Raw genomic sequence first — 17,827 nt, 5'->3', positions numbered from 1 at the left:
ATGCCGAACTTTTTTAAATCTTTTTTTTCCGGGAAATCGGAAACGCCGGAAAGTGAAAAACAGAAAAACGACCGGAAAAGATTCGAAATCTTCAAATACGACGGCTTGCGCGCTCAACGCATGGGACGTCCGGACTATGCGGTAAAATGTTTCACGGAAGCTCTTGCCATCGAGGAAGACTTCGAAACTATGGGATACCTTAGCCAACTTTACATCCAGACGGGCGAAACGGAAAAGGCACGTGAACTGCTGAACCAAATGACGGTTATGGAACCCGGCATCACCCAGACTTTCCTGACGCTCGCCAATGTCTGCTTCATACAAGAAGACTACAAGGGAATGGAAAAGGCTGCAAGCGAGGCTATCGCCATTGAAGAAGGGAATGCCGTTGCACATTACCTGTTAGGGAAAGCACGCAAAGGGCAGGAGGACGGCTTGATGGCGATTGCCCATCTGACTAAGGCGATTGCCCTGAAAGATGACTTCACCGAAGCCCGCCTGATGCGTGCCGAAGCATTGCTGAAAATGAGGCAATACAAAGAAACAATGGAGGATATTGACGCCGTGCTCGCCCAGAATCCGGAAGAAGAAACCGCCATCCTCCTGCGCGGAAAGGTGAAAGAGGCCAATGGGCAGGAAGAAGAGGCGGAAAACGATTATAAACTGGTAACCGAGATAAATCCGTTCAATGAACAGGCTTACCTCTATTTGGGGCAGCTCTTCATCAACCGAAAAAAACTGGCGGAAGCCATCAACCTGTTTGACGAGGCTGTCGAGTTGAACCCCAGCTTTGCAGAAGCCTATAAGGAACGCGGCAGGGCCAAACTGCTGAACGGCGACAAGGAGGGTTCCGTAGAAGATATGAAGAAATCCCTGGAACTGAATCCGAAAGAGGAGACCGGACTAAACGGGGAATTCAAGAACTTAGGCCCCAAACCCGAAGCTTTGCCGGGAATCTTTTGAGAGAAGACATCCAACGGCAGGAAAATGCTATCCGGCAAGAAGCATTGTTGTAACGAGGAATAGCTTTTTTATCTATTTCAGGGGAAAAAACAAAAAAAATATCATTTTTTGTTTGCATCTGACAGAAAATTATTACTTTTGCCCCAGAATTAAAAAATCAGAGCAAAAACAGAGATTTGAAATGAAATCGTTTACTTATGCATATTACTTCTTTTTTTACTTTTACTTTAGCAAAAAAGTAGAGCGGGAGTTTGTATGTATCAAGTGACAGTGATGCTTAAGGACTAAATAGAGAAATTAATCATATAAATCCCGCTCCGACATGGACGCGGGATTTTTTTATATAACAACTTAAAAACAATGAAAAAGATAGCAATTCAAGGAACAATCGGCTCATATCACGATATCGCCGCACACAACTACTTCGAAGGAGAAGATATAGAATTAATCTGTTGCGCCAGCTTCGAAGATGTGTTTACTTCGATACGTAAAGACAGTCAGGTTATCGGAATGCTAGCCATCGAGAATACGATTGCGGGAAGCCTGCTGCACAACAACGAGCTGTTGAGGCAAAGCGGGACACAGATCATCGGTGAATACAAGCTACGCATCTCGCATAGTTTCGTCTGCCTGCCCGACGAGAGCTGGGAAGACCTGACCGAAGTCAACTCCCACCCTATCGCCCTGATGCAATGCCGGGAGTTCCTGAACCAGCACCCGCAACTGAAAGTGGTGGAAGGGGAAGACACAGCACGCAGCGCGGAGATTATCAAGAATGAGAACTTGAAAGGACATGCCGCCATCTGCTCCAAGACGGCAGCCGAACGTTACGGGATGAAAGTTCTTCAGGAAGGCATTGAAACAAACAAACACAATTTCACCCGTTTTCTAGTAGTAGCCGATCCCTGGCAGGCGGACGAATTCCGCCAGCACCGTACGAACGGTATCGACAAAGCGAGCGTCGTGTTCACTCTCCCTCACACGGAGGGCAGTTTGTCGCAGGTTTTGTCCATCCTCTCATTCTACAACATCAACCTGACTAAAATACAGTCATTGCCGATTATCGGACGGGAATGGGAATATCAATTTTATGTGGATGTAGCGTTCAATGACTATCTCAGGTATAAACAATCCATCGCGGCAATTACTCCATTAACCAAAGAACTTAAAATATTAGGCGAATATGCAGAAGGAAAGTCAAATGTATAAGATAGCCCCTGCCGACAGACTGGCGGGTGTAAGCGAATATTACTTCTCCAAGAAGCTGAAAGAAGTAGCGCGGATGAATGCGGAAGGAAAGGATGTTATCAGCCTGGGAATCGGCAGCCCCGATATGCCGCCTTCCAAGGAAGCGATAGAAACGTTGTGCAACAGCGCGCACGACCCGAACGTACACGGATACCAGCCGTACATAGGCATTCCCGAACTCCGTAAAGGTTTTGCCGGATGGTATCGGCGTTGGTACGGAGTCAGCCTGGACCCGGACACGGAAATACAACCGTTAATCGGTTCGAAAGAGGGAATCCTTCATGTGACACTGGCTTTCGTCAATCCGGGGGAACAGGTATTGGTTCCTAATCCGGGATACCCGACTTATACTTCTTTGAGTAAAATACTCGGCGCGGAAGTTATCAATTACGATTTGAAAGAAGAAGACGGCTGGATGCCTGACTTTGAAATGTTGGAGAAGGCAGATTTAAGCCGCGTGAAGTTGATGTGGACCAATTATCCGAATATGCCGACGGGAGCCAACGCGACTTTGGATCTGTATGAACGCCTCGTTGATTTCGCACGCCGCAAAAATATCGTGATTGTCAACGATAACCCGTACAGTTTTATCTTAAACAGCCAACCGCTCAGTATTCTCAGTGTGCCGGGAGCCAAGGAGTGTTGCATCGAATTCAACTCGATGAGTAAAAGCCACAACATGCCGGGATGGCGTATCGGCATGCTTACCTCAAACTCAGAATTCATACAATGGATATTGAAAGTAAAAAGCAATATCGACAGCGGCATGTTCCGTGCCATGCAGTTGGCGGCCGCCACTGCCCTGGAAGCAGAGGCTGACTGGTATGAAGGCAACAACCGGAATTACCGCAACCGTCGTCAACTGGCAGGAGAAATAATGGAGGCATTAGGTTGTACGTATGACAAAAACCAGGTCGGCATGTTTCTCTGGGGAAAAATCCCGGCTTCCTGTAAAGATGTAGAAGAATTGACGGAGAAGGTCTTACACGAGGCGAGGGTGTTTATCACGCCGGGATTTATTTTCGGCAGCAACGGGGCAAGGTATATCCGCATTTCCCTCTGCTGTAAGGATGCCAAACTAGCGGAAGCGTTGGAAAGGATAAAGAAGATACAGTACTGAACCTCTCTTGAGAAAAGGAAAGAAAAAGGGTATGCAAAAAAACACACCTTGGAGCTCTTTCAGGAGGCGGATGATTAATCAGAAACAAATAATTAACAAGAACATAAAAAACAGATAAGAATATGGAACTTGAATCTATTTTATTACCGGGTGTCGAGACAAAAAGACCGATTGTGATAGCCGGCCCATGCAGTGCAGAAACAGAAGAACAAGTAATGGATACTGCCAAGCAATTGGCTTCTAAAGGATTGAAAATATTCCGTGCCGGCATCTGGAAGCCGCGCACCAAACCGGGAGGTTTCGAAGGAGTCGGTGTAGACGGACTTGCCTGGTTGAAGGAAGTGAAACAGGAAACGGGAATGTATGTTTCTACCGAAGTGGCTACAGCCAAACATGTCTACGAATGTCTGAAAGCCGGGATTGATATTCTTTGGGTAGGCGCGCGCACCACAGCCAATCCGTTTGCCGTGCAGGAAATTGCCGATGCTTTGAAAGGGGTAGATATCCCTGTCCTTGTAAAGAATCCCGTCAACCCGGACCTTGAATTGTGGATTGGGGCTCTGGAACGTATCAACAACGCGGGACTGAAACGCCTAGCTGCCATCCACCGCGGTTTCAGCAGTTATGAAAAGAAAATATACCGGAATCTTCCCCAATGGCACATTCCTATCGAACTGCGCCGCCGCATTCCTGACTTGCCTATCTTCTGTGATCCAAGCCATATCGGTGGAAAACGGGAGTTAGTGGCACCACTTTGCCAACAGGCTATGGACTTGAATTTCGACGGACTGATTATAGAAAGCCACTGTAACCCGGATTGTGCATGGAGCGATGCCTCCCAACAGGTAACTCCAGACGTGCTGGATTATATTCTCAACCTGCTTGTCATCCGTACGGAAACCCAGTCTACCGAGAATCTGACGCAACTCCGCAAGCAAATCGACGAATGTGATGACAACATTATCCAGGAATTAGCGAAAAGAATGCGCGTAGCCCGTGAAATCGGTACTTACAAGAAGGAGCACGGAATCACTGTCTTGCAGACCGGACGTTACAATGAAATCCTTGAAAAACGCGGTGCGCAAGGAGAACAATGCGGCATGGACTCTGAATTTATGAAGAAAATTTTCGAAGCGATTCATGAAGAGTCAGTAAGGCAACAAATGGAGATAATCAACAAATAACAGAGAGATAACCGGTAAATGATGAGGACAATTGGTATTCATCACTAATTTTGAATCTACCCATCATCGACCATTAAACAGATAATAAACGTGAGAATTTTAATACTCGGAGCTGGGAAAATGGGCTCCTTCTTTACCGATATCCTTAGCTTCCAACATGAAACGGCAGTGTTTGACGTCAATCCGCACCAGTTGCGTTTCGTCTACAACACATACCGGTTTACGACATTGGAGGAGATAAAGGATTTTGAACCGGAACTGGTTATCAACGCCGCAACAGTGAAATACACGTTGGACGCTTTCCGTAAAGTATTGCCCGTATTGCCCAAAGACTGTATCATCAGCGACATCGCTTCCGTAAAAACCGGGTTGAAGAAATTTTATGAAGAAAGCGGTTTCCGGTATGTCTCCACTCACCCGATGTTCGGTCCCACTTTCGCCAGCCTCAGCAACCTGAGTAGCGAAAACGCCATTATCATCAGCGAGGGAGACCATCTGGGAAAAATTTTCTTCAAAGACCTTTACCAGACGCTACGGCTGAATATTTTTGAATATACTTTTGACGAGCATGACGAAACCGTAGCTTATTCGCTTTCTATCCCGTTCGTATCGACTTTCGTTTTCACAGCCGTTATGAAACACCAAGAAGCTCCGGGAACTACGTTCAAAAAACACATGGCTATCGCCAAAGGGTTGCTAAGCGAGGACGATTACCTGCTCCAGGAAATCCTATTCAATCCGCGTACTCCGGGACAAGTAGCCAATATCCGGACGGAGTTGAAGAACCTGCTTGAGATTATCGAAAACAAAGATGCCGAAGGCATGAAAAAGTATCTGACAAAAATTCGGGAGAAAATTAAATAAATCCAGTCTTCAGCATTGATAAAACGAATTCCCTGCAAAGTTACCTCCCTGTTCCCAAAGAAAAAAGGAAGCCTTGCAGGGAATCCGCTTGAAAAACTGAAATGCCGTTTGCTTCATTGCCACGGTATTTTTTATTATCACTATCTTAGAAAGTACAACATCTTTTTATAGGCCAGCTTAAATTTCCAGAAAACCGTTGCACCCAATTTTTCCTTTATACTTAAAGAAGAATGGAATTTTCCGGTGAAGCTTCCTTGCGTGGCAATAGTCGGTTGACACCAATAGTATGGAAAGCCTTCTTGCTTAATCAATAACGAATGCAACAAATCTATCGGACGGTCACACTTGTATTCCGACACATAATCCATAATTCGCCGGGCTGCCCCGTTGCTGATATAATAAGCACCGGCCATACGGTCCTTACTCCCTTTATACAGGTATTTTCCTTTCACTCTCTGACTTCTCGGCACAAATCGCAGCCTACTGTCTTCAAAAGAGATAAAGATATCGGAAACAGACATCGTTTCGTATTCATGCATACAGTTATTAAAAACCGTTGTGAAATCTTTTCTCAGAATAATATCGTCTTCCAAAATGAGGGCTCCCTTCCAGTTATTCTCCAGAATACGTTCATATCCCAGAAAATGCTTGTATGCACACGACACTTGCGGAAGGAAGTTGTACATCTTCACCATATCGTTGATTCTGAAATATTTATCCAGGATGACTGCCGTAAAGTCACTGACATCCCCATCCAGGATGTATTCGAAAGGGATGTGCAATTCAGCCATCATCTTCTCAATGTGTTCAGCCCTGTCTTCATATCCCTGCTTTACATGCAAGACTAGCACTTTTTCCTTAAAAACCGATTCTTCCATTATCCAGTGTGTATTTTCGTCTTACAGCTCCCATAAGACAAGTCAACAGAAAAGCGTGGAACTGCGTGCTATCCATTGTTTCTGAAGGTCCTAGGAAAACCCGAAAGTACAAATGTATAGACAGCAGACCCACGCCTATGTGACGTGAGAATCATCTATGCCATTCTTGTACTTTCTCGAAAATTTCCTAGGTTTTCAGAAACAAGAATGAAGCACAACGCTTCTTATTTATTTTCCACTAAAATGTGAAAGCGCATCGCTATGCCCCTTTCAATTGCAAAACTAAATAAATTCCACTAATTACGAAAACGATAAAACATTATCTTTATAAAAACAGAAAGAAGCTCTCACAAAATACTGTTTTTATATGTACCTTTGTACCCGTTTTATATATACCTTTATATCCGGAAAAACGGATTCACAGGAGAAAAAAGAATGATAGACCAAGCTACCATAGACCGGATACTGGATGCGGCACAAATCATGGATGTCGTTTCCGACTTTGTCACCTTGCGCAAACGAGGTGTCAACTATGTCGGTTTATGTCCGTTCCACAGTGACAAGACTCCCTCCTTTTACGTATCTCCCGCCAAGGGATTATGCAAGTGTTTCGCCTGCGGGAAAGGAGGAAATGCAGTACATTTCATTATGGAACACGAACAGATGTCTTATCCGGAGGCTCTGAAATATCTTGCGAAGAAATACAATATTGAAGTCAAGGAACGGGAACTTAGTGACGAAGAGAAGTTTGCACAAAGCGAACGCGAAAGTTTGTTCATCGTCAATAACTTTGCACGCGACTATTTCCGGAATATTCTAAGGAACCACGCGGACGGCCGCAGCATCGGTATGGCTTATTTCCGTAACCGCGGTTTCCGGGATGACATTATCGAGAAGTTCCAGTTGGGGTATTGTACCGAAAGCCATGACGCATTCGCAAAAGAGGCACTGCAAAAAGGATACAAGAAAGAATATCTGATTAAAACCGGGCTCTGTTACGAAACGGACGATCATCGCCTGCGAGACCGTTTTTGGGGAAGGGTTATCTTTCCGGTACATACTCTTTCGGGGAAGGTGGTCGCTTTCGGGGGCCGTGTACTTGCCAGTGCAACAAAGGGTGTCAAAGTGAAATATGTCAACTCTCCCGAATCGGAAATCTATCACAAAAGCAATGAACTATACGGTATTTATTTCGCCAAACAGGCCATCGTAAAGCAGGACCGATGTTTTTTGGTAGAAGGCTACACGGACGTCATTTCCATGCACCAATCAGGCATAGAAAATGTTGTGGCTTCTTCGGGAACAGCTTTAACTCCCGGACAAATCCGCATGATTCACCGTTTCACCAATAATATGACCGTGCTCTACGACGGTGATGCAGCGGGAATCAAAGCCTCCATCCGGGGAATCGACATGTTACTCGAAGAAGGCATGAACATCAAGGTATGCCTTCTTCCCGACGGGGACGACCCGGATTCTTTCGCCCGCAAACACAACTCAACCGAATTCCAAGCATTCATATCGGAACACGAGACAGACTTTATCCGTTTCAAGACAAATCTGTTACTGGAAGATGCCGGAAAAGACCCTATCAAACGGGCAGAACTCATCGGCAATCTGGTGCAAAGCATCTCTGTCATACCGGAAGCGATTGTGCGGGATGTCTATATCAAAGAATGTGCCCAATTGCTACATGTCGAAGACAAGCTCCTGGTATCGGAAGTTGCCAAAAGAAGAGAAAAACAGGCGGAAAAAAGGGCTGAACAAACCGAACGCGAACGTCGGTCTGCCGAAAGGACTGTTTCCACATCGTCCGGTACATCTTCTGAAAATACTTCCCCGTCGTCCGAAACTGTGATACCAGTTCCCGAAGCAGGGGCGGAAAGTTACATAGATACACCCGTGCCTTCGCAAGAAGACAATTATACTTCTTATATTCCTCAAGAGGGTAAGGAGGGACAAGAATTCTACAAATTCGAACGTCAGATTCTGCAAGCGGTAGTCCGTTACGGCGAAAAGGTAATGTGTAACCTGACTGATGAGGAAGGAAACGAGATTCCGGTCACCGTGATAGAATATGTCGTCAATGATTTGAAAGAGGACGACTTAGCTTTCCACAATCCTCTGCATCGACAAATCCTGACGGAAGCCGCCGAACACATACATACCCCCGGGTTTACAGCCGAACGTTATTTCCTGGCACACCCCGATCCTGTTATCAGCAAATTGTGTGTCGATTTAATCAACGTCCGTTACCAACTCAGCAAATACCATTCTAAATCACAGAAAATCGTAACGGATGAGGAACGCCTTTACGAACTGGTCCCGTCACTGATGATTAATTTCAAGTATGCCATCGTAACAGAAGAACTGAAACACATGCTTTATACCCTACAGGACCCTGCATTAGCACATGACGAGGAGAAATGCAACGTACTGATGCAACGTTACAATGAGTTGAGAAGTGTACAAAGTATCATGGCAAAGCGTTTAGGCGACCGCGTTGTCCTGCGGTAAAGACAGTATAATTTTTTTTGCGTAAATATGCAATACGGGCTTCATAATGAGCTCCGTATTTTAGTTTTATACAACAGAATACAAATATAAGAGGACTTAAAACGAAATCATGTTTCCATTTATACAAAATTGCGAACAGTACCGCATGAGACATTCTACAGATTCCCGTGCTGAATCAGGTTCATGAACTCTTCACGGGTCTTTGCCTGGTTAAAAGCTCCCGTAAAATCCGAAGTGGTAGTAATGGAATTCTGCTTTTCTACACCGCGCATCTGCATACACATGTGTTTTGCTTCTACTACAACCATTACCCCCAGCGGATTCAGGGTTTCCTGAATACATTCCTTGATTTGCAGCGTCATGCGCTCCTGCACTTGCAAACGATGAGAAAAAATATCGACCACACGGGCTATCTTACTTAACCCTGTAATATACCCGTTGGGAATATAAGCAACATGCGCTTTCCCGTAAAACGGCAACATGTGATGCTCACAGAGAGAGAAGAAATCAATGTCTTTGACAATCACCATCTGGCTATATTCTTCCTTAAACTTAGCAGAACGAAGTACTTCATGAGGGTCCATATGATACCCTTTCGTCAGACTCAGCATCGCTTTGGCTACCCGCTCCGGGGTCTTTAACAGGCCTTCCCGTCCGGCATCCTCACCCAACAAAGTAATAATACTGTGATAATGGCTTTTCAGCTCTTCCAGATTCGGAGAGATAATTTCTTCTTTTTCCAACATGGCAGATTTATAAAGGGATATTGATTTGGTCTTTTACAATGGAAACCTCTTTAAACACACCGGTAGCCTTCATCTTACGCATTGTCGCGTCAGCTTCCTCTATGCTCCGGAAATCACCCACACGGCAGAGCCAGCGAGGAGGATTGAATGAAGTATATACCGTTAATTCGGGAAAATACTCTTTTATCTGCGATGCCACATGATAAGCATCGTTTTTCGCCTGACGGGTATTATTGCCGGCATACGCCTGGATCCTGAACCCGAAAGTCTTTATTACTTTCTGCTCGCCCGTTACAGGACGTTCCATACCGATTAAGGCTTCGATACGCGGGTCTTGGTGGATAGTCACCTTTCCTTGCCCCGGTACTGTACGCTCCAGGCTTTTCACAATATTCTGCGCCTGTACCGAAGTACCTGCCCAAACAAACAACAGGATAAGTAAAACTTTCATTATAATTGATAATTGATAGATGACAAATGATAGTTAACAATGAAATGACAGTTGATAGCTATGCTGGAAGCAACCTATCAACTATCATTCACCGGCTATCAATTATTTAAAAGCGTCGATAATTCCCTTGAAATCGGCAACTTTCAAAGCAGCGCCGCCAATCAGACCGCCGTCAACATCCGGGTTGGCAAACAACTCCTTCGCATTGGAAGGCTTGCAACTGCCGCCATAAAGAATGGAAGTGTTGTCAGCAATTTCCTTGCCGTATTTGCCGGCTACGATTGAACGGATGAAAGCATGGATTTCCTGTGCCTGCTCCGGAGTAGCGGTCTTACCTGTACCAATTGCCCAAACCGGCTCGTAAGCAAGGATTATCTTGGAGAAATCTTCGGCAGACAGAGAGAAAACAGACTCCATTTGGGCTGCTACCACTTCGTTCTGCTTGTTAGCTTCACGTTCTTCCAGAACTTCACCGATACAGAAAATCGGAGTCAGTCCGTTAGCCAGAGCCAGTTTTACCTTTTCTTCCAGAATAGCCACTGTCTCACCGTAATAAGCACGACGTTCGGAATGCCCCAGAATCACGTATTTAGCACCAGTAGAAGCTACCATAGCGGCAGAAACTTCACCGGTATAAGCACCTGATTCCTTATCTGCACAGTTTTCAGCACCTACCCCGATTTTAGCAGCGTCTACCAAAGGAGTCACGGAAGCTAAATGGATGAACGGAGTACAGATGATTACATCACAGTTGGGCTTTTCACCAGCTAATGCTTCATTCAGTTCTTTTGCCAAAGCGATACCCTCTTGAAGGGTTTTGTTCATTTTCCAGTTTCCTGCAACAATGTTCTTTCTCATTTTGTTTTTTATTTTAAAGGGTTAATAAATTTCATATTTTACTCATTTTACCGATATCGGTCCGAACGCTTCATCCGTTTCCGCCTGACTGTTGTCCGTCTTCTCCGGTATCCGACACGGCATTTTGCATTTCAGCTCTTCTTTTCCGGGCTTCCGCAACTTTCCGGGCATACTTGCGCTCTCTGCGACGAATCACCAACACATCTATCCCCAGCACCAGCAGCAATGGGACTACGAACCACAAAACCACATATCCGACCGTATGGGTATCACTCTCCACCTTTTGCCCTCCCAACGGCAAATTCTCCAATTTATCAGTCAGCACATATTCGTCCGGAATATCTTCATCACTCCACTTATTCAAGATAGTCCCGTCCTTAATCAGCATCAAGCCCGGATTGGAACGAATCATCGTCTTGAGTGTAATGTCATCCATCTGGCAGAACGGATATTCCGCTCCCGTCTTATCTTTCCACTGCTCGATTTGGTCTTCCGGCGAGGAGGTGAGGCAATAGAACTTATAGCCGTGCTCTACCGAATAATCATATATCTCGTTAATCAAGTCGATATTGCTGTCGTCCGCCTCTTCAATCCGGTGTGCGACCAACAAGAAGGTGTACCCCTTATCCGTCAACACGGTTTCCGTAATGTCGTCCCCCGTATTTAAATCCACCATGGAAAAATCATGGATAGGCGGTTCATATCCTTTCTCTTTAAGGACAATGCGGGTGTCTACGAATGTCCATGTACTGTCCGGATAATTCTCCAGCGTAAATTCTTTCTTTTCTCCGTTTTTCTCTAAAACAAAAATGCTTTCATAAACGCTCGGCTTCGCTCCTTCGGGTATCGTCATTCCTTCCAGGATATTCTTTCCTATCTTATAGGGCCGAAAATCCAAAACCGGCAAACGGTCCAAACAGTAAAAAGACAACGTAAAGACAAAAAGCAGCGTATAGAGCGAAACCAGCCATTGCATTTTCAAGCTGACGAAACGAATTAACATCTTCCTGCCCCTGAACGCTCCGATTGCGGCAATGAACAAAAAGACGTTCTTTACGAATGTCTCCCAGTTTGTCAGCACCCATGCGTCACCGAAACACCCGCAATCGGAAACCGGATTGAAAATTGCCAGATACAACGTCAGCGGCGTCATAAAAGTCATCAGCATCAACGCCAACGTAGAAGCCAACGTCCTCCTGATACCGAAGAATAGAAAAATACCGACTGAAAATTCCATCGCGGACAAAGCGATGCCTCCCAATAAGGGGAAAAACGAGGGAAACCAAGCAGCTATCCCGAATGCGGTCAGATAGTCCTGTATCTTATACTGGAATCCCAACGGGTCTACTGCCTTTACAAATCCGGAAAAGATAAATGCCGCCGCTAAAAGGAAACGACAGGTATTAGCGATTATCTCCTGAATGATATGTAAGTTCTTATCCTTCAAATTCTATTTTAATCAATCCGAAAACAGAGTAATTAATCATGTCCATATAATTGGCGTCTATTCCCTCAGACACCAGCGTATTGCCGGAAAGAGTCTCGATCTGCTTGGTACGATATATTTTCATCAGTATCAAATCAGTATAGGAACTGACGCGCATGCTGCGCCAGGCTTCGTCATAATCGTGATTCTTGGCAAGCATCAGTTTCAAAGCCTCTTTCGCATGCTTATCATACAATGCCAGAGCTTCTTCATTGCTTATGTCGGCAGATTCGCCATATCCCAGTTCCAATTGTATAAGTCCTATAATGCCGTAATTGACAATCGCGATAAACTCGGAACGGATACCTTCGTCTATCAGAGTCACCCCCTTTGTCTCGATGCTACGAATCCGGTTGGCTTTGATAAAGATTTGGTCGGTTACCGAAGCCGGACGCATAATACGCCATGCAGGCCCGTAATCATGCAGCTTCTTGGAAAATAAGTCACGGCACAAAGCGATGACATGTTCAAATTGTTGCTTGGTATCTTTCATTTTCTTCCAAATAGTGTGCAAAGGTAACAATAATTAAGTAAAAACGGAAAGAGGGCACTCTAAATTATATTAAAGTGCCCTCTTACAAAGATATTGTTGTATTACTGTTTCTTACTTACGAACAACGCAAGACTTGTCCGATACGCAAAATCGTAGTCGGTTTGATACGGTTCAGCTTGCAAAGCGTACTGACTGATACCCCGCGCAATTTGGCAATGCGGGACAGAGTATCCCCGCTCTTTACTTTATGGTAGCGAATGGTACCGTCGGCCACCTGGCTGTCATGGGAACCCGCACGTCTCGCTCCTTTGGTCTTCCGGAAAGTATAGGTATCGGCTACGATATCCTGTTTCGGGAAGTCGAACATATAGACCGGATTGATTGCGATTCCGAGGAAACGGGTTTCAAAATGAAGATGCGAACCGGTAGAACGTCCGGTATTACCACCCAATCCGATTACTTCACCGGCTTTCACCAACTGGTTTTCCTCAACCAGTTGCTTGGACAAGTGACCGTACACTGTTTCCAATCCGTTGTCATGGCGAATCACAACGTATTTACCGTATCCTCTGCGCTCATATTTCACGATACGTACCTTACCGTCAAAGGCTGCTACAATGGTATCTCCGATATTTACTTTCAAATCCAACCCGTTATGCATCCTTCTCCAGCGGGGACCGAAAGGCGACGTAATTTTCGTACTCGGAGTAGGCATGTGGAAACCTCTCAAATCAATAGTATATGTCTCCGGCACAATCGCGTTCCCATAAGCATGCACATATTGGTTGTTCCAGTTCGGATAAAGGTCTAAAGCGGGATATTCCGACTGTTCGGCACGGATTTGCCTCTGCAACGCCAAAGAGTCTACTGTCTTTAATTTCTTGTCTATCGGAGCCTGGCGGGCAATCAGGTCTTGTGAAAAAGAGCTCAAACTAACCATAGCCGCCATAGCTGCCAACCCTGTCTTAATAATGCAATTGAAATTCATTCCTTATTTCGTCAATTCAATTAATATTCGTCATTTGCATACAGGTAATCAAATGTCGCCTGCTTGTAATCGAATATTTCTTCCGGTTTAAAAAATCTTGTTAACTCGGCAACTGCGGTCTCAGGGGAATCGGAAGCATGGACTATATTTTCCTGAAAGCTCATGCTGTAATCTCCCCGAATAGTTCCCGGAGCAGCCAGACGCCCGTTAGTCGGACCCGCCAACGTACGGACTGTTTGAATAGCATCCACCCCTTCGAAACAACACACAATGACAGGAGATGTCATCATGGAATCCTTCACTCTTTGGAAAAAAGGCTTACCGCTCAGGTGGGCATAATGTTCGCTTAACAATTCGTCAGTAAGTTGCATCATCTTCATGCCTGCCAACCGCAATCCTTTACGCTCAAAGCGATGAGTAATCTCACCTACCAATCCCCGTTGAAGGGTACACGGCTTCAAAATAACCAATGTTTTTTCAAGCATGATATATATACACTTTTTATGGTTAAACGATACATTTACTAAAAAATTCCTCCAAAGGTAGTATTTTCCAATGAAATTACAAGGAAGTTATTAACTATTTTTCAGACGGTTAGCTAAAAGAACAACAAAAGAGCAAACACTAAAGTCCTATAAATAGGGGCAATAGAGGCAAAACATGTTTTGCAACACATTTCTGCAAAATTACTGTATGTTTAACCGTTTTTCAACTAATGGCAGCCCAGTTAACATTCGTTTTCCGCAACGATTTCAATTGCCGCCACAATATTTCATTCTCCGGTTTCCGGGCGGCCGGGTCGTTTTCTACAATGTCTTCGGCAATAGAGCGGACATACTGCAACAATTGACCGTCACGGGCGATATCTGCAATTTTCAGGTCAAAAGCAATGCCGCTCTGCTGGGTTCCTTCCAAGTCGCCGGGCCCTCTCAACTTCAAGTCGGCTTCCGCTATTTCGAAACCGTCATTCGTACGTACCATTATCTCAAGGCGTTTACGGGTGTCTTCGGTCAGTTTATAGTTTGTTACCAGAATGCAGTAAGACTGTTCAGCACCGCGTCCCACCCTACCGCGCAACTGATGTAACTGCGAAAGTCCGAAACGTTCGGCGTTCTCTATAATCATTACGGAAGCATTCGGTACATTTACCCCGACTTCAATCACCGTGGTAGCCACCATTATCTGTGCTTTCCCCGAAACAAAAAGTTGCATTTGCTCTTCTTTCTCGGCAGGCTTCATCTTGCCATGTACCTTACAGACCGTACATTCGGGAAATGCCTCAAGTATGTGCTGATATCCTTCTTCGAGATTTTTCAAATCAATCTTTTCACTTTCTTTAATCAAAGGATAGACGATATAAACCTGGCGCCCTTCTTCTATTTGCCTGCGCACGGAAAGATACATGCTCTCACGTCGATTATCGAACCGGTGGACAGTAGTAACGGGTTTTCTGCCCGGAGGCAACTCATCAATGACGGAAACATCCAAATCGCCATACAAGGTCATCGCCAATGTTCTGGGAATAGGGGTGGCAGTCATCACAAGCACATGCGGAGGTTGGGCATTCTTACTCCAAAGGCGGGCGCGCTGAGCTACGCCAAAACGGTGTTGTTCGTCAATAACGACAAATCCCAAGGATGAAAAATGAACCGTGTCTTCGATAATGGCGTGCGTGCCTATCAGAAGCTTCACGTCTCCCGTCAATAACCCGGAAAGAATAGCTTCCCGTTTCTTGCCTTTAACTGAACCTGTAAGCAATTCCACCCGGATATCCATGCCGGACAATAATTCTTTAATTGTCTCATAATGCTGGTTAGCCAATATCTCGGTAGGAGCCATCAGGCAAGCCTGATAACCGTTATCCAACGCCAGCAGCATACTCATCAGGGCGACCAAGGTCTTCCCGCTACCGACATCTCCCTGCAAAAGGCGGTTCATCTGCCGGCCGCTGCCAACATCATTCCGTATTTCCTTTAAGACCCGTTTCTGAGCACCTGTCAATTGAAAAGGCAGTTTTTTCGTATAAAATGTATTGAATATGTCACCGACTTTCTCAAAAACATATCCGCGGTATTTCCGTTGCCGGTCTTTCGCATACCGGAGAATGTTCAACTGCACATAAAACAGCTCTTCAAATTTCAGACGATATTGGGCCCTCCGCAACAAATCCGGATTAGCGGGAAAATGAATGTTTTGCAATGCCTCCGTCAAAGGCATCAGATGATGCTCCGCCAGCAACCGGGGGGAAAGAGTTTCGGGCAAGGGCTCCTGTATCTGCTGAATCACCGTTGCCATCATCTTTTCAATCGCATGGGAATTGAGGAAGCTACGCTTCATTTTTTCCGTCGTATTATAATAAGGTTGCAAACCTACGGAAGACAATTTCAGTTCATCCGCTTTGTCGATATCCGGATGTGCGACATTAATCCGCCCGTTAAATACAGTCGGCTTGCCGAAAATCACATATTCTTCGTGAAGTTTATATTTGCCCAGAATGTATTTGATACCCTGGAACCACACTAAATCCACCACCCCCGTACCATCTGAGAAATGGGCAATCAGACGCCGCTGACGCCCTTCACCGATAGCTTCGAAACCAAGAATCTCTCCTTTCAACTGAATATAGGGCATATTGCCATCTATTTCATGAATAAAATAGATACGGCTCCGGTCAACATATTTATAAGGGAAATAATAAATTAAATCATGCAAAGAGTAGATTTCCAACTCTTTGTTCAATACAGCCGCCTTTTGAGGCCCTACACCGGAAATGAATTTTATGTCGCGCGTAGCTAAATCAAACATTTACAAAAGAGCATTCCCTATTTTCAAATCAAAAGGAGTCGTTATTTTGATATTCTCACGATTACCCACAACCAAGAATACAGGTATGCCCATCGCCTCCACTACCGAAGCATCATCTGTAAAAGTGGGGATAAACTCCTGTTTATAAGCCTGTTTTAACAAATCCACATCAAAAACCTGCGGTGTCTGCACTAATTTATAGTCATTACGGCTGACCGTTTCACTTCCGGCGTTTGTCAGGTGACGCAGCGTTTCTACAACGTCAACCACCGGAATTACGGCTTTCCGTATTTCAGCCTGTTCATAGCAGCGGCGAATCACTTCTACCGAGACAAACGGGCGGACACCGTCATGCACTCCCACCAGACCGGATTCCCGGACTAATGCCAACCCGTTCTTTACCGAATGAAAACGGGTTTCTCCCCCGTCTGCAAGCAGATGTTCTACGGTAAAGCCGTGTTTCTTGCAGAGTTGTCTCCAAAAGTCCTGTTGCCCGCGTGGAAGCACTAAAATAATCCGTATTCCTGCATCGTATTTCCGAAAGACTTCCAACGTATGCATCAACACCGGTTTATCGCCGACGGGAAGAAATTGCTTCGGAAGTTCGCTCCCCATACGCAATCCTTTCCCGCCGGCAACAATAATTACATATTTCTTCATGGACAGCTTAGCGTTTAACACACATGGCTTCTGCCAGTTCATCCGCTTTTTCCTTACCTGCCATCAACTCTACGACAGCCAAAGCAAACTCCAAAGCAGCCCCCGGTCCCATACCGGTTATGATATTCCCGTCACGGACCGCCGGCGCATCAACGCATTCGGCACCTTCCAGATATTGTTCAAAACCCGGATAACAAGTTGCTTTCTTACCTTTCAACAATCCCAGTTTTCCCAATACCATCGGGGCGGCACAAATAGCGGCAACCGGCTTGCCTTTAGCCACAAAATCAAGAATCAGCCTGCGCAACCCTTCATGCTTGTCAAGCGTAGCCGCTCCGGGCATACCGCCGGGCAACAACAAAAGGCCGGCATCAAAAAAGTCGCAGTTATTGAAATTCACATCACAAAGAACAGATACATCATGTGCGCCTACAACAATTTCGTCCGGTGTGACGGATACGATTTTTACATTTAATCCGGCACGTCTCAATGTGTCGACAGCAGTCAGTGCTTCTATCTCTTCAAAACCATCTGCAAAAAAAGCGTACACAGTTCCCATAATCCTA

The 17,827-nt window shown here is 45.3% G+C and carries 17 protein-coding genes; 6 read left to right on the top strand and 11 right to left on the bottom strand.

Going from position 1 to position 17,827, the window contains the following annotated elements; genetic code table 11:
• The 5 genes from Q5076_RS07545 (at window position 1) to Q5076_RS07525 (ending at window position 5,379) form a co-directional block, all read left to right on the top strand.
• Window positions 1-963, top strand: coding sequence for a lipopolysaccharide assembly protein LapB (locus Q5076_RS07545; protein WP_303012144.1), 963 nt, complete (start codon window positions 1-3; stop codon window positions 961-963).
• Window positions 964-1,323: 360 nt separating this feature from the next.
• Window positions 1,324-2,172: a prephenate dehydratase gene (locus tag Q5076_RS07540; RefSeq protein ID WP_303012143.1), complete on the top strand. Its 849-nt coding sequence runs from the start codon at window positions 1,324-1,326 to the stop codon at window positions 2,170-2,172.
• Window positions 2,147-3,331: a pyridoxal phosphate-dependent aminotransferase gene (locus Q5076_RS07535; RefSeq protein WP_303012142.1), complete on the top strand. Its 1,185-nt coding sequence runs from the start codon at window positions 2,147-2,149 to the stop codon at window positions 3,329-3,331. Before Q5076_RS07540 ends, Q5076_RS07535 begins: the two co-directional genes overlap by 26 nt.
• Before the next feature lie 122 nt (window positions 3,332-3,453).
• Window positions 3,454-4,515, top strand: a complete 1,062-nt coding sequence (locus Q5076_RS07530) for a bifunctional 3-deoxy-7-phosphoheptulonate synthase/chorismate mutase type II (protein WP_303012141.1) — start codon at window positions 3,454-3,456, stop codon at window positions 4,513-4,515.
• A 90-nt stretch (window positions 4,516-4,605) separates the two neighbouring features.
• Window positions 4,606-5,379 (top strand): prephenate dehydrogenase/arogenate dehydrogenase family protein, encoded by a 774-nt coding sequence (locus Q5076_RS07525; protein ID WP_303012140.1) that lies wholly within the window; start codon window positions 4,606-4,608, stop codon window positions 5,377-5,379.
• A gap of 140 nt (window positions 5,380-5,519) precedes the next feature.
• Here the strand turns inward: Q5076_RS07525 and Q5076_RS07520 are convergent, their stop codons facing one another.
• Window positions 5,520-6,257, bottom strand: a complete 738-nt coding sequence (locus tag Q5076_RS07520; RefSeq protein WP_303012138.1) for a glycosyltransferase family 25 protein — start codon at window positions 6,255-6,257, stop codon at window positions 5,520-5,522.
• A 435-nt stretch (window positions 6,258-6,692) separates the two neighbouring features.
• On the opposite strand from Q5076_RS07520, the gene dnaG reads away from it, so the two are divergent.
• Window positions 6,693-8,774, top strand: coding sequence for a DNA primase (dnaG, locus tag Q5076_RS07515; protein ID WP_303012136.1), 2,082 nt, complete (start codon window positions 6,693-6,695; stop codon window positions 8,772-8,774).
• Between the two features lie 155 nt (window positions 8,775-8,929).
• On the opposite strand, the gene folE is transcribed toward dnaG, so the two are convergent.
• The 10 genes from folE to Q5076_RS07465 form a co-directional block, all read right to left on the bottom strand.
• On the bottom strand, window positions 8,930-9,520 hold the full coding sequence (gene folE, locus Q5076_RS07510; RefSeq protein ID WP_303012135.1) for a GTP cyclohydrolase I FolE: 591 nt from the start codon (window positions 9,518-9,520) through the stop codon (window positions 8,930-8,932).
• A 7-nt stretch (window positions 9,521-9,527) separates the two neighbouring features.
• Window positions 9,528-9,971 carry an SPOR domain-containing protein gene (locus Q5076_RS07505; RefSeq protein ID WP_303012133.1) on the bottom strand — a complete coding sequence of 148 codons (444 nt, stop codon included), beginning with the start codon at window positions 9,969-9,971 and terminating at the stop codon, window positions 9,528-9,530.
• A 102-nt stretch (window positions 9,972-10,073) separates the two neighbouring features.
• A complete protein-coding gene (gene tpiA, locus Q5076_RS07500; protein ID WP_303012131.1) occupies window positions 10,074-10,829 on the bottom strand; it encodes a triose-phosphate isomerase in 756 nt (251 codons plus the stop codon).
• Between the two features lie 70 nt (window positions 10,830-10,899).
• The gene (locus Q5076_RS07495) at window positions 10,900-12,276 is read right to left on the bottom strand and encodes a BT_3928 family protein (RefSeq protein WP_303012130.1); all 1,377 of its coding nucleotides are present in this window, start codon (window positions 12,274-12,276) and stop codon (window positions 10,900-10,902) included.
• Complete coding sequence (locus Q5076_RS07490) at window positions 12,266-12,808, bottom strand: DUF1599 domain-containing protein (protein WP_303012128.1); 543 nt, start codon at window positions 12,806-12,808, stop codon at window positions 12,266-12,268. The genes Q5076_RS07495 and Q5076_RS07490 overlap by 11 nt, the downstream gene beginning before the upstream one ends.
• A gap of 115 nt (window positions 12,809-12,923) precedes the next feature.
• On the bottom strand, window positions 12,924-13,796 hold the full coding sequence (locus tag Q5076_RS07485; RefSeq protein WP_303012127.1) for a M23 family metallopeptidase: 873 nt from the start codon (window positions 13,794-13,796) through the stop codon (window positions 12,924-12,926).
• 20 nt (window positions 13,797-13,816) lie between these two features.
• Entirely contained in the window at window positions 13,817-14,281 is a 465-nt protein-coding gene (gene ndk, locus Q5076_RS07480; protein ID WP_303012126.1) for a nucleoside-diphosphate kinase, read from the bottom strand.
• Between the two features lie 223 nt (window positions 14,282-14,504).
• Window positions 14,505-16,601, bottom strand: a complete 2,097-nt coding sequence (gene recG / locus Q5076_RS07475) for an ATP-dependent DNA helicase RecG (protein ID WP_303012125.1) — start codon at window positions 16,599-16,601, stop codon at window positions 14,505-14,507.
• Window positions 16,602-17,261 carry a 2-C-methyl-D-erythritol 4-phosphate cytidylyltransferase gene (locus tag Q5076_RS07470; protein WP_303012123.1) on the bottom strand — a complete coding sequence of 220 codons (660 nt, stop codon included), beginning with the start codon at window positions 17,259-17,261 and terminating at the stop codon, window positions 16,602-16,604.
• A gap of 7 nt (window positions 17,262-17,268) precedes the next feature.
• The gene (locus Q5076_RS07465) at window positions 17,269-17,820 is read right to left on the bottom strand and encodes a DJ-1 family glyoxalase III (RefSeq protein ID WP_303012122.1); all 552 of its coding nucleotides are present in this window, start codon (window positions 17,818-17,820) and stop codon (window positions 17,269-17,271) included.
• Window positions 17,821-17,827: the final 7 nt, after the last annotated feature.

Source organism: uncultured Bacteroides sp. (assembly GCF_958445495.1).
Taxonomy (GTDB): domain Bacteria; phylum Bacteroidota; class Bacteroidia; order Bacteroidales; family Bacteroidaceae; genus Bacteroides.
Note: the sequence above shows the minus strand (reverse complement) of the source record. Positions and strands in the feature narration are given on the sequence as shown.

Excerpts from the sequence above, each read along its gene's own strand:
- Q5076_RS07465 (WP_303012122.1), bottom strand. The coding sequence starts at position 17,820 with ATGGGAACTGTGTACGCTTTTTTTGCAGATGGTTTTGAAGAGATAGAA.
- tpiA (WP_303012131.1), bottom strand. The coding sequence starts at position 10,829 with ATGAGAAAGAACATTGTTGCAGGAAACTGGAAAATGAACAAAACCCTT.
- recG (WP_303012125.1), bottom strand. The coding sequence starts at position 16,601 with ATGTTTGATTTAGCTACGCGCGACATAAAATTCATTTCCGGTGTAGGG.
- Q5076_RS07545 (WP_303012144.1), top strand. The coding sequence starts at position 1 with ATGCCGAACTTTTTTAAATCTTTTTTTTCCGGGAAATCGGAAACGCCG.
- Q5076_RS07470 (WP_303012123.1), bottom strand. The coding sequence starts at position 17,261 with ATGAAGAAATATGTAATTATTGTTGCCGGCGGGAAAGGATTGCGTATG.
- dnaG (WP_303012136.1), top strand. The coding sequence starts at position 6,693 with ATGATAGACCAAGCTACCATAGACCGGATACTGGATGCGGCACAAATC.
- folE (WP_303012135.1), bottom strand. The coding sequence starts at position 9,520 with ATGTTGGAAAAAGAAGAAATTATCTCTCCGAATCTGGAAGAGCTGAAA.
- Q5076_RS07505 (WP_303012133.1), bottom strand. The coding sequence starts at position 9,971 with ATGAAAGTTTTACTTATCCTGTTGTTTGTTTGGGCAGGTACTTCGGTA.
- ndk (WP_303012126.1), bottom strand. The coding sequence starts at position 14,281 with ATGCTTGAAAAAACATTGGTTATTTTGAAGCCGTGTACCCTTCAACGG.
- Q5076_RS07485 (WP_303012127.1), bottom strand. The coding sequence starts at position 13,796 with ATGAATTTCAATTGCATTATTAAGACAGGGTTGGCAGCTATGGCGGCT.
- Q5076_RS07490 (WP_303012128.1), bottom strand. The coding sequence starts at position 12,808 with ATGAAAGATACCAAGCAACAATTTGAACATGTCATCGCTTTGTGCCGT.
- Q5076_RS07520 (WP_303012138.1), bottom strand. The coding sequence starts at position 6,257 with ATGGAAGAATCGGTTTTTAAGGAAAAAGTGCTAGTCTTGCATGTAAAG.
- Q5076_RS07540 (WP_303012143.1), top strand. The coding sequence starts at position 1,324 with ATGAAAAAGATAGCAATTCAAGGAACAATCGGCTCATATCACGATATC.
- Q5076_RS07530 (WP_303012141.1), top strand. The coding sequence starts at position 3,454 with ATGGAACTTGAATCTATTTTATTACCGGGTGTCGAGACAAAAAGACCG.
- Q5076_RS07535 (WP_303012142.1), top strand. The coding sequence starts at position 2,147 with ATGCAGAAGGAAAGTCAAATGTATAAGATAGCCCCTGCCGACAGACTG.